This is a genomic window from Allomesorhizobium camelthorni, assembly GCF_011045125.1.
In the GTDB taxonomy this organism is placed as follows: Bacteria; Pseudomonadota; Alphaproteobacteria; order Rhizobiales; family Rhizobiaceae; genus Allomesorhizobium; species Allomesorhizobium camelthorni.
Genome location: NZ_JAAKZF010000008.1, coordinates 144,580 through 156,024 on the forward strand (window position 1 = coordinate 144,580; position 11,445 = coordinate 156,024).

Below are 11,445 nucleotides of genomic sequence, written 5' to 3' on the forward strand. Positions count from 1 at the left end.
TCCGATGCCGCCCGTTGACTTGCCTCTTGCCGCTTCATACCTATGGTGAGGACGCGAAAGCAAGGTGACGCCGATGGGCGCTGATGCCAAGACTGCCATGAAGGGTGTGGATCTCTCCGAGGCCGCAGCAAAGCGGATTGCCAGGATCGTCGCGAACGAACCGGGCAAGATCGCGTTGCGCGTCTCGGTCGAGGGCGGCGGCTGCTCGGGCTTTTCATACAAATTCGACTTGGTCGACAGCCGCAACGAAGACGACGTCGCCATCGAGCGCGACGGCGCGACCGTGCTGATCGACGATCTGTCGCTGATCTATATGGGCGGCTCGGTCATCGATTTCGTCGACGATCTGATTGGACAGTCGTTCCAGGTCAGGAACCCGAACGCGGTCGCCTCCTGCGGTTGCGGCACGAGCTTTTCCGTATAGACCACCAATGGCGCCTCCGGCCATGCGCCCGACCGCCTTCCGGCAGGTCGCGCTTGCCGCCGGCCGCGATCTCGACGCAACGCTGGCCTTCTGGCGCGACATTCTCGGGCTCGATACTCACGCAATCTTCGAGCCGCCAGGCATAGCCTTCATCCTGGCCGGCGAGGTGCGGCTCCTGTTTTCGGGAGGGACGCCGCAGGCGACCGTCTATCTCGACGTGCCTGGCCTCGACGCATTCTGCGAGCAGGCGCGCGCCGCCGGCGCTGCCTTCACTGCGCTGCCCTCGCTCGTCCATATCGACCGCCTCGGGCAATTCGGCGCGGCCGGCGAGAACGAATGGATGGCTTTCCTGAAAGATCCTGCCGGCAACACCATCGGCCTGGTCGAACGACGGCCCGGATGAGGTGCGGTCGTGCAGGCCGCCGGAGACTCACTTGGGGTGGTTCGGCAAAAGTCCTGTCCAACGCCGGTTTGGCCGCGATAAGCGACAACAAATCCAAGCGTGATTGCAAAAAATTCTTGAAAGTCTTCCACGCATTCCGTTGAAGACAATGAAAGTGAATCTGTCGGGGCGCGGCAAGCGCCATTGATTCCAAACGGAAAATCCGTTGCCGGTGCGGCGCGCATTCCGTCGGGGAAGTTGGGCAGCCCTCGCCGGCAAACAATCCCCTGCCGGTCCTCTCGCCGGCTTCGTTGACAGCTTCCCACGCCAATCGCAGGCTTCGCAAATGCCGGCAAGGGCGAGCCAGGCTGCCGTAGAGGGGACATCACATGACAGTGTCGAACGCTACAATTCCGAACGCATCTCCATCGCTGTACAATGAGGATCTGGCGCCGGCGAAGGAGCGCAACTGGGGACCTTTCAGCATCTTCAACGTCTGGACTTCGGACGTCCACAGCTTGTGGGGCTATTATCTGGCGGCCAGCCTGTTCCTGCTGTGCGGCAGCTTCTTCAACTTTATCATCGCCATCGGCGCCGGGTCGCTGATCATCTTCTTCCTGATGAACATGGTGGGCATAGCCGGCGTCCGCACCGGGGTGCCGTTTCCGGTGCTAGCGCGCGCCTCGTTCGGCATATGGGGCGCCAACTTCCCGGCGCTGGTGCGCGCCATCGTTGCCTGCTTCTGGTACGGCGCGCAGACCGCCGCCGCCTCCGGCGCGATCGTGGCGCTTCTCGTCCGGTCTGAGGGCATGCTGTCCTTCCACCAGAACGTCCATTTCCTCGGCCATTCCGGACTGGAAGTGATCTGCTTCTTCGTCGTCTGGGCGCTGCAATTGCTGATCATCCAGAAGGGCATGGAAACCGTCCGCAGGTTCCAGGACTGGGCCGGCCCGGCGGTCTGGGTGATGATGCTGATCCTGGCGATCTATCTGTGCGTCAAGGCCGGCGGCTTCAGCTTCACCAGCGAAATCCCGATGGACGTGCTGCTGGAAAAGACCCGGGACGCCGGCGTTCCGGGCGAGCCCGGCTCCATCGCCTCGCTGATGGCGGTTGCCGCGATCTGGGTGACCTACTTTTCCGCGCTCTACCTCAACTTCTGCGACTTCTCGCGCTATTCGCCGGACGAGCGGTCGGTCAGGGTCGGCAATCTGTGGGGCCTGCCGGTCAACCTGATGCTTTTCTCGCTGGTCGCCGGCGTCACCACCATCGCCGCCTATGAGGTCTATGGCGAAGTGCTGCTCCACCCCGACCAGATCTCGGCCAAGTTCGACAGCTGGTTCCTGGCGCTGCTGGCCGCGCTGACCTTCGCGGTCGCCACGCTCGGCATCAACGTCGTCGCCAACTTTGTTTCGCCTGCCTTCGATTTCTCGAATGTCTTCCCCAAGCATATCGACTTCAAGAAGGGCGGCTATATCGCCGCGCTGATCGCGCTTGTGCTCTACCCCTTCGCGCCGTGGGAGGGCAGCGCCGCCGTCTTCGTCGGCATGATCGGGGCGACGATGGGGCCGATCTTCGGGGTGATGATGGTGGACTACTACATGATCCGCAAAGGGTTGCTGAACGTCGACGCCCTCTACCAGGAGAACGGCGAGTTCCGCTTTCAGAATGGCTGGCATGTCAAGGCGCTGATCGCCGCCGGCATCGGCATCGTGTTCTCCAGCATCCTGCCCAACTTCACCAATTGGCTGCCGTCCTGGTGGGGCGTCTACGGCTGGTTCTTCGGCGTGGCTATAGCAGGCGTCATCTATTACGGCCTGCGCGCGGCCGATGTGCGCCCGGTGCCGAAGCCGGCCTGAGTCCGAGGTTCAAAATTGGGGGCGGGAGAATATCCCGCCCCATTTTTTGCGCCGGCCATTTTTCGGGTGATCGCCGCGATGCGTTCATGATATCGGTCTGACCATGAAAATCGTCACCTGGAACATCAACGGCATCAAGGCGCGGATCGGCAATTTGATGGTGTGGCTGAAGGACAGCCAGCCCGACATCGTCTGCCTGCAGGAAATCAAGTCGGTCGACGACCAGTTCCCGCGCGCCGAGATCGAGGCGCTCGGCTACAATGTCGAGACGCACGGCCAGAAGGGCTTCAACGGCGTCGCGATCCTGTCGAAATACCCGTTCGACGAGGTCAATCGCGGCCTGCCCGGCGAAAACGGCGACGAGCAGGCGCGCTTCATCGAGGGCGTTTTCTCGACGGAAAAGGGCGTGCTGCGGGTCGTCTCGCTCTATCTGCCGAACGGCAATCCGATCGGCACCGAAAAATTTTCCTACAAGCTGGCCTGGATGGCGAGGCTCGAGCAATGGGCCGTAGAGCGGCTCAAGCTAGAGGAGCCGCTGATTCTGGCCGGCGACTACAATGTCATCCCCGAGCCGATCGACGCCAAGAACCCGGCAGCTTGGGTGAACGATGCGCTGTTCCAGCCGGAATCGCGGCAGGCGTTCCGGCGGCTCTGCAATCTCGGCTTCGCCGAAGCCGTTCGCGCCGTGACTGACGCGCCGGACACCTATACGTTCTGGGATTATCAGGCAGGCGCCTGGCAGAAGAACAACGGCATTCGTATCGACTTCCTGCTGCTTTCGCCGGAAGCCGCAAACCGCTTTTCATCGGCAGCTATCGAGAAGCATGTGCGGGCCTGGGAAAAGCCGTCAGACCACGTTCCGGTCGCCATCGATCTGGCCCTGGAGACCGCCTGACCGGAGCGTCTCCCGGAACCGCTGCATGGCCAGTCGCCGGCGGATATGGTACAATAATATATGAAAACCGTGCCATTCTGCTTGGCGGTCGCCGCAGTGCTGACGGCGTCGAACGGCGTCGCATTCGCCGAATGCCAGTGTCTGGCCAACGGCCAGACTTTCGAGCAAGGCCAAGTCGCCTGCCTGATGCTTCCGAGCGGAAGCCAGCTCGCCCGCTGCGAAATGGTTCTCAACAATTCATCGTGGACAAAAATTCAAGACGGCTGCCCGCAGGCGACTGACAGCTCAACCGGCTCGCCTGCCGACCTGGCGTCGGCGGCGCCGCCACCCGATACCGTCAAGGCCTACTGATTGCCCTTGGTCAGGATGTCGTCGGCAAGCGCGATCGCGGTGCGCCGGTCGGCTTCGGCGGCGAGCGCGAAGGCCTCTTCCTGCATGCCGCGGATCCACGGCCGGTCGTTCGGTGAGGCGCGTTCGAGGGCTGCCGTCATCATGGCCAGTCCGCGCACGACCTTGCCGCTCTGGAACAGGAGATTGCCGAGCGTTGCCTGCGCGCCGGCATGGCCCTTTTCGGCCGCAAGCTGGAACCAACGGCCGGCCTGGCGCACGCTCGCCTTCACGCCCTCACCCTTGAGGAACATGTTGCCCATCTCGAACTGGGCATTGGGATTGCGGTAGTTGGCGGCGGCCCGCATGTAGTATTCCTGGGCGGCGGCGGCATTGGGCTTGACCGGACTGCCCGGGATGCCCTTTTTCCAGTAGCTTCCGAGCGCCACAAGCGCGTCGGACATGTAGCTTTCCTCGGGGCTGCCCGGCTCGACATCCTGCTTGGCGATCTCGGAGAAGAATTTGAACGCCTCGTAATCGTCGCGCGCCACGCCGTCTCCCTCGGCATACATGCGCGCCAGCTTCCAGGTCGCGCCGAGCTGGCCGTTTTCGGCGGCATAGCGATAGGCTTCGACGGCCTGGTCCTTGTGGCCGCTCTTATAGGCGGAATAGCCGAACTGGAACACCGACCACGGGTTCGACTCGGCCTTCACCTCACCTGAATCGTCGAAAATGTCGTTTTCGAATGCCAGCGCCGCGCCCACGGCGCCGAAGGTCGCGGCGGCGACCAGTGCCGACAGTGCAGTCGATCTAATGGCATGCGACATACGCATCACAACGCGCTTCTTCCGTGCCGCCGCAAAATGCGGCGCTGTCGACCTGTTGGCGGGGTGGGCCATGTCCGGTCGACCGTTCCGGTAAAACTGCTCCGGATTTTCGGCCAAACTACGGCCACGCCCGGCAACGCCTGGAGCTTGCGGCAGACAGGCTGTGTTAAACGCGCCGTGCGCCTCGCCGTTCTCGGTTTTTTGGGGTGCGTATCCCTGAGCTGCCGCGCGGCTCGGCAGTTCCAGTCTGGAAATTACCTTGGCGTCCAATTTCTTGTCCTTGGCCGCGTTTGCCGCAGCCTTTTGTCTTGCATGCCCGTCCGTGAACCCGGCGTGCGCCCGGTTTATGGCGGGAAATAGGCAGATTTGGTTTGCCTCACTGTAGCAAATGGCTTGCCTGGAGACTGTTGCGGATTCGTCACAAGTTGAGCGGCTGAATCGCGGTCGCGTTTGCTGCCGGATACAAAAAGCCCGGCCGAAGCCGGGCTTGAATGTCACGAATGCTTGCTTACCACTTGATCTTCGCGGAAGCCGAAATCGCTGCCACCAGATCGTTGCCGTATTCGTAGGTGACCTCCTCATCCTCCGACTCGCCGCTGGTCAACACGCCAAGCGCGCCGCCCAAACGGAATTCGACGTTCTGCGTCGGCGTGTAAGCGGCGCCGGCCGAGAAGGTCCATGTGTCGCTCTGGATGCCGACCGTGGTCGACGTGCCGCGATCCCAGGCAATGCTCGCCGCCCCGCTCCACTGGTCGTTGAACTTGTGCCCGACGCCGCCCGAAACGGTCCAGCCGTCACGGTACAGAAGTTCGAGAGAAGTCACTTGATTGTCGGTAGTGCATGGGCCTGGTGTGCCGACGGCGCAGAAGCTGATCTCCTGGAACGTGCTCCAGTCGACCCATTTAATCGAACCGAAAGCGAGCCAGCCAGGCGCGATGCCAGACTGGATCTTGAACTCGACCGAATCCGGCATGGATTGCTCGCCTACAACATCGGTCACCACGCCAAATATTGCGCGGCGTGGGTCAAGGGGCGGCAATATAAAAGCAGGAACCTCCGTAAGATCGACTGTGCCGGTGATGTCGCCCAGATCAACCTCGGAATTATATACGAGGCTCGCGCGGAACGCGATTTCCGGGATTTCGTAAGCCGCACCGATTCGCCAACCGACGCCCTCGCCTTCGAGTTCGAGCCGGCCGATGCCGTTTCCGAACGCATCCGTTCCGGTTAGCGTCGGAACAGGAGCGACGAGGCGTTCCTTGAAGCCGTCAACCTGCTGGTAGAATACGCCGCCGAGAACACGAAACTGTCCCCTTCCCGCCTGCATCTTGTAGGAGCAGGTGCCGGCTATGTTGTCGCTGTTGACCTTGGTTTCGATATTGCTGTTGGCGCCCATCCAGTTGGCGCCCGGGTTGCTGTGCGCGCCCCAAGGCTGCGAATAATCGACCATGCAGTCGACGCTGTCGCCGACGGAAGCCTTGAAGCCGATTCGCGGTATCGCGTAGTCCTCGGTGTCGGCGACGCCGTTGGTCGCGCCGCCGCCAATGCCGTTAGAGCCGATGCCGTTAAGCGGGTTGATGTCGACGACATCGTCCAATTCGCGCTGCGGCATCACATAGGTGACCGACGCTTCGCTGGCGAAGCGCGCCGGATCGAAGAGCAGATCGATATTGTAGCCGCCACGCTCGAGGCCGCCGGCGCTTGCCGTGCCAATCACAGCCAGCGCAACGCAGCCTGCCCCCAGGAGCGTTTTCAAAAGCGGTTTGTTCATGAAAGTTTCTCTCCCCCAAAAGTAAGTGGAAAGAAGCTAGAACCATTTCGTAAAATCGGTGCAACCGCGTTTTTGCTGATTTGGATTCGTCGCGGCCTCGAAAGCCGGATGCAGGCAAAAGGCGAACCTCGAAATTGCCACAAATTGACCCCGCTGCGGCGAGAACAGACCGTAAAATCACCGCTGCGCCTGCAAAAACGGCCGAAATCGCGTGATTTCGGCCGGCTTTTGCGAAGTTGTTACATTATGGCAACAATGAGGCCGGAAAATATTCTGGCAACCACAGGTTACGCAACGTCATGCTGGTTTTAAGGCGAAACCGGCAGTTCGCACCGACCAAGAATCAGCGGCCGAGGCGCCTTCAAACCTCGCCGCGAACTCTCGACAACGCCACATTCAGCCTGGCCTGCGCTTCCTGATATTCGGCGAGTTTTTCGCGCTCACCGGCCACCACTTCGGGCGCGGCATTGGCGACGAATTTCTCGTTCGACAGCTTCTTATGGATGCGCGCGACCTCCTCGGTGACCTTGGCCAGCTCCTTTTGCAGCCGCACGGCCTCCGCATCGAGGTCGATCAGGCTGCCGAGCGGCAGGCAAACAGTCGCTTCTCCGACGACGATCTGCGCAGAGGCCTGCGGCGCGGCGTCGGCATGCGCGACCGCGCCGATCCGCGCCAGCCGCTTGATCGCCGAATCGTGGCGTTCCAGACGGGCGCGGGTGAGATCGCTGGCCCCGATCACCACCAGCGGCGCGATCGCCGCCGGCGGCACGTTCATTTCGGAGCGAACCGAGCGTATGCCCGACACCAGTTCCACCAGCCAGTTGATTTCGGCGGCCGCCTCGGCGTCCTCGAAATCTGGGTCGGGCCAGCGCGCATGGCAGATGAGCGATTGCCGTTCCTGCCCTTCGCCCGCCGTGTGGGCCCAGAGCTCTTCCGTGATGAACGGCATCATCGGGTGGAGCAGCTTATAGATCTCGTCGAGAACGAAGGCGGCGACCGCCTGGCTTTCGGCCTTGGCGGCGGCATCCTCGCCCATGAAGACCGGCTTCAGCAACTCCAGGTACCAGTCGCAGAACAGGTTCCAGACGAAGCGATAGGCGGCGTTCGCGGCCTCGTTGAAACGGAAGGTCTCGATGCCGGCAGTGATTTCGTGCGTCGCACGCGTCAGCTCGGTCAGGATCCAGCGGTTGATGGTGAGTTTGGCGTCGCCGAGCCAGAGCTCGTCATTGCGCGCGACGCCGTTCATTTCGGCAAAGCGTGTCGCGTTCCAGAGCTTTGTCCCGAAATTGCGGTAGCCTGCGATGCGGGCCGGATCGAGCTTCACGTCACGCCCCTGCGCCGCCATGCTGGCGAGCGTGAAGCGCAGCGCGTCGGCGCCGTATTCGTCGATCAGTTCGAGCGGGTCGATGACGTTGCCCTTGGACTTCGACATCTTGGCGCCGTTCTTGTCTCGGACCAGCGCATGGACATAGACCGTGTGGAACGGCTCCTCGTCCATGAAATGCAGGCCCATCATCATCATGCGGGCGACCCAGAAGAAGATGATGTCGAAGCCGGTGACCAGCACGTCGGTCTGGTAATAGGTGCTCAGCTCCGGCGTCTCGTCCGGCCAGCCGAGCGTCGAGAACGGCCACAGCGCCGAAGAAAACCAGGTGTCGAGCACGTCTTCGTCGCGAGTCAGGATTTCGCCGGGCTTGAAGTTTTCAAGCAGATCCTCGACCACAGCCTTCATCGGCCCTTCATGGGCGAGATAGTGCTGGACCGCAGCGCCCAGCGCCTCTTCTTCCGTACGCTCGACGAAAACCGCGCCGTCGGGGCCGTACCAGGCCGGGATCTGATGACCCCACCAGAGCTGGCGCGAAATGCACCAGGGTTGGATGTTCTCCATCCAGTCGAAATAGGTTTTTTCCCAGGTTTTCGGCACGAAACTGGTGCGGCCCTCGCGCACCGAAGTCATCGCAGGGCGGGCCAGTTCCTCGGCGTTGACATACCACTGGTCGGTCAGGAACGGCTCGATCGGCACGCCGCCGCGGTCGCCATGCGGCACGGCGTGGCGGTGCGGCTCCACCTTTTCGAGGAAACCGCCCTCCTCCATGACCTTGACCACCAGCTTGCGCGCCTCGAACCGGTCCAAGCCGTGCAGCTGGTCCCACACGCCTTGGCGCAACGGGTTCACATCAACACCTTCAAGGAAGTCGTCGTTATCCTTGAGGTTTATCGTCGCCTCGACGGTGAGGACGTTGATCGCGCGCAGCCTGTGGCGCTTGCCGACCTCAAAATCGTTGAAGTCGTGCGCCGGCGTGATCTTGACTGCGCCGCTGCCCTTTTCGGGGTCGGAATATTCGTCGGCGACGACCGGGATTTTCCTGCCGACGATCGGAAGCACGACATTCCTGCCGACCAGGCTCCGATAGCGATCGTCATCCGGATGGACCGCGACCGCCGTATCGCCGAGCATCGTTTCGGGCCGCGTGGTCGCGACCGCGATGTAGGTTGCGGGGTTTTCCGGTTCGTAGGTCTCGCCCTCGACGGGATAGCGGAAATGCCAGAGATTGCCGTTGATCTCGACCTGCTCGACCTCGAGATCCGAGATCGCGGTCAGAAGCTTGGGATCCCAGTTCACAAGGCGCTTGTCCTTGTAGATCAGGCCTTCCTTGTAGAGGGTGACGAAAACCTCGATGACGGCTCTGGACAGCCCTTCATCCATGGTGAAGCGCTCGCGCGACCAGTCGCAGGACGCGCCGAGCCGCTTCAGCTGATTAAAGATCATGCCGCCGGATTCGGCCTTCCACTCCCAGACCTTTTCGATGAATTGCCCGCGGCCGATGTCGCGCCGGTGAATCTGGCGCTCCGTAAGCTGCCTTTCGACCACCATCTGGGTGGCGATGCCGGCGTGATCCATGCCCGGCTGCCACAGCACGTTCTTGCCGCGCATGCGCTCGAAACGGACGAGAATGTCCTGCAGCGTGTTGTTGAGCGCATGGCCCATATGCAGCGAGCCGGTGACGTTGGGCGGCGGAATGACGATGGTGAACGGCTCCGCATCCGGCTCGGCGCCGGCGCCGGCGGCAAAGGCGTCGGCCTCCGCCCAGCGCTTGGCGATTTTCGGCTCGACGACGCCTGCGTCATAGGTCTTCTCAAGCATGGAAACGGTCCGCATTGTCCGGAAATCTAGTCGGTCCGGTGTAAATCGGAAGGGCTTGGTCGAGTCAAACGGTTAGTGCGGTTGCGCGGTCATGGAAGCGCTCGCATGGGCGTGGGCAACCATATATAAAGGATGACGTGATGGCGCTTTCATACATGACAAGGAAACGGACGCCGTGGTGCTGAAGCGCAAGGACCTGACGGAAACCATTCGAGAGGCGGTTGAGAACGAACTTCAGCGCACAAAGAAAGCCATTCCCCTGGTCGAAAGGCTGAAGGCGCTGGGCGACGAGTACGCGAAATATCCAAGAACCGGAGAGAAGGCGGACAAGGCGTTCTACGACGATCTGGGAGACAATCTCTGAGGTTCGTCGATGCGTCCGCGATCTTCGCCATCATCGCACAAGAGAGCGACTGGCGCGAACTCTCGGAGCGTCTCACACGCGCGGACCAAAATTTTCGTATCGCCCCTGCCGATATGGGAGGCGGTTGTTGGCCTTGCCAGAGAAAGCCGGTATCCGTTTGAAAAGTCCGAGCAACTTGTGAACCGTTTCGTTCAAGAGATCCAGGCAACCACCATCGGAATAGATGACGAGATCGGGCGCGAGGCTTTGCGCGCGTCGCGCCTCTACGGCAGAGGCCGCCATGGGGCGGCGCTCAATTTCGGCGATTGTTTTAGTTACGCCTGCGCCAAGATCCTGGGCGTGCCCCTGCTCTGCAAGGGCAACGACTTCCCGCAGACCGACATCAAGCTGGCCTGAACGAGCTTCGACCAAAGACCATTAGCTTGCCCCTCGGGCGACGCGCTCGATTTCCTCACGCACCAGCCGCTCGACCAGCGTCGGCAAATTGTTGTCCAGCCAGTCCTGCAACATGGGGCGCATCATCTCTTCGGCCATTTCGTCGAAGGTTTTCTTGCTGCGCGCTGCGAACGCCTCCGACAATTCGCCGAAGGCGGCGGCAACCTGGCGGCTTGCATGCTCGGAAATGATCGCCGGCCGGGCGACATTGCCCTCCGTGGCCGTAGGAGCGTTGCCATCGCTGACGACATTGCGATTTGGGAAGACTTCCGATGCGGAGCCAGATTCGTCCATCGAACTGCCTTCAGGCTGCGTGGCAGTCTCGATGTCCTCTCTCCGCTCCCAACCACCGCTCTGCGAAGGCATCGACGCCGCTGATGCAGTCGGTGCTTCTGATGCCGCCTGAACCGCCGGCGCCTCGGGTCGGCCCGGCTCCGACCGCACTTCGGCCGTCTGCGAGGTTGGGCTGGGCGGTTCGATCGCGGGCTGCGCAGCCGGCATGGTCTCGCCGGCCCGTCTGCGCGCATCGGCGGCGATCTGCGCCTGCACTTCCGCGAGCGTCACCGGCTTCCTCGGCTCCGGAGCCGGATTCGGGGCGCGGAGCTCGGCGCGGAAGGCGTCGACTTCGATGACGGCGCCTTCGCCGTGGACGGGCGCGGCGTCGCGCCTCGCCGGCTCGTAAACGGAAGCGGCGCTGTCTGCGGCGTCGGGTTCGGCGCGGGCGGCCTCGTCACCGGGCTTGCGGCCCGTGTCGCTGTCTTCGATTATCCTGCGGATGGAAGCGAGGATTTCTTCCATCGAAGGTTCGCGCTGTGCGCTGCCTGCCTGTGCCATCGTCACATCCGCCGCCCTTGTGACCTGTTGCCATGTTCCGTCCGCAAAACGGCCGGAAAACGAATCATGGCGTCAGCGTAGCGGATGCTGGCGGTTACGAGAATCCCCCTGAAAGGGCATTCTGTGATTTCAACAGATTAAGCGTGAATGCGAAAGTTGCCGACCGAAGCGTCCGCCAAGCGCGC

The 11,445-nt window shown here is 62.0% G+C and carries 11 protein-coding genes; 7 read left to right on the forward strand and 4 right to left on the reverse strand.

Going from position 1 to position 11,445, the window contains the following annotated elements:
• The first annotated feature begins 73 nt into the window (after window positions 1-73).
• The 5 genes from erpA (at window position 74) to G6N73_RS09505 (ending at window position 3,908) form a co-directional block, all read left to right on the forward strand.
• The gene (gene erpA / locus G6N73_RS09485) at window positions 74-424 is read left to right on the forward strand and encodes an iron-sulfur cluster insertion protein ErpA (protein WP_165026559.1); all 351 of its coding nucleotides are present in this window, start codon (window positions 74-76) and stop codon (window positions 422-424) included.
• Between the two features lie 22 nt (window positions 425-446).
• The gene (locus G6N73_RS09490; RefSeq protein WP_246251821.1) at window positions 447-827 is read left to right on the forward strand and encodes a VOC family protein; all 381 of its coding nucleotides are present in this window, start codon (window positions 447-449) and stop codon (window positions 825-827) included.
• 368 nt (window positions 828-1,195) lie between these two features.
• Window positions 1,196-2,662 carry an NCS1 family nucleobase:cation symporter-1 gene (locus tag G6N73_RS09495; protein ID WP_165026565.1) on the forward strand — a complete coding sequence of 489 codons (1,467 nt, stop codon included), beginning with the start codon at window positions 1,196-1,198 and terminating at the stop codon, window positions 2,660-2,662.
• 103 nt (window positions 2,663-2,765) lie between these two features.
• Window positions 2,766-3,557, forward strand: a complete 792-nt coding sequence (gene xth / locus G6N73_RS09500; RefSeq protein ID WP_165026568.1) for an exodeoxyribonuclease III — start codon at window positions 2,766-2,768, stop codon at window positions 3,555-3,557.
• Between the two features lie 60 nt (window positions 3,558-3,617).
• On the forward strand, window positions 3,618-3,908 hold the full coding sequence (locus G6N73_RS09505) for a hypothetical protein (protein WP_165026256.1): 291 nt from the start codon (window positions 3,618-3,620) through the stop codon (window positions 3,906-3,908).
• On the opposite strand, the gene G6N73_RS09510 is transcribed toward G6N73_RS09505, so the two are convergent.
• The 3 genes from G6N73_RS09510 to G6N73_RS09520 form a co-directional block, all read right to left on the reverse strand.
• Window positions 3,902-4,717, reverse strand: coding sequence for a tetratricopeptide repeat protein (locus G6N73_RS09510; protein WP_165026571.1), 816 nt, complete (start codon window positions 4,715-4,717; stop codon window positions 3,902-3,904). The genes G6N73_RS09505 and G6N73_RS09510 overlap by 7 nt on opposite strands.
• Window positions 4,718-5,219: 502 nt before the next feature.
• The gene (locus G6N73_RS09515; RefSeq protein ID WP_165026662.1) at window positions 5,220-6,482 is read right to left on the reverse strand and encodes an outer membrane protein transport protein; all 1,263 of its coding nucleotides are present in this window, start codon (window positions 6,480-6,482) and stop codon (window positions 5,220-5,222) included.
• Window positions 6,483-6,843: 361 nt separating this feature from the next.
• The gene (locus tag G6N73_RS09520) at window positions 6,844-9,627 is read right to left on the reverse strand and encodes a valine--tRNA ligase (protein ID WP_165026677.1); all 2,784 of its coding nucleotides are present in this window, start codon (window positions 9,625-9,627) and stop codon (window positions 6,844-6,846) included.
• Window positions 9,628-9,802: 175 nt separating this feature from the next.
• On the opposite strand from G6N73_RS09520, the gene G6N73_RS09525 reads away from it, so the two are divergent.
• Together G6N73_RS09525 and G6N73_RS09530 are read left to right on the forward strand one after the other, a co-directional pair.
• On the forward strand, window positions 9,803-9,991 hold the full coding sequence (locus G6N73_RS09525) for a type II toxin-antitoxin system VapB family antitoxin (RefSeq protein WP_343044578.1): 189 nt from the start codon (window positions 9,803-9,805) through the stop codon (window positions 9,989-9,991).
• Between the two features lie 9 nt (window positions 9,992-10,000).
• Window positions 10,001-10,387: a type II toxin-antitoxin system VapC family toxin gene (locus G6N73_RS09530; protein WP_206078765.1), complete on the forward strand. Its 387-nt coding sequence runs from the start codon at window positions 10,001-10,003 to the stop codon at window positions 10,385-10,387.
• Between the two features lie 21 nt (window positions 10,388-10,408).
• Here G6N73_RS09530 and G6N73_RS09535 read toward each other — a convergent pair whose 3' ends face one another.
• Window positions 10,409-11,260, reverse strand: a complete 852-nt coding sequence (locus G6N73_RS09535) for a PopZ family protein (RefSeq protein WP_165026680.1) — start codon at window positions 11,258-11,260, stop codon at window positions 10,409-10,411.
• Window positions 11,261-11,445: the final 185 nt, after the last annotated feature.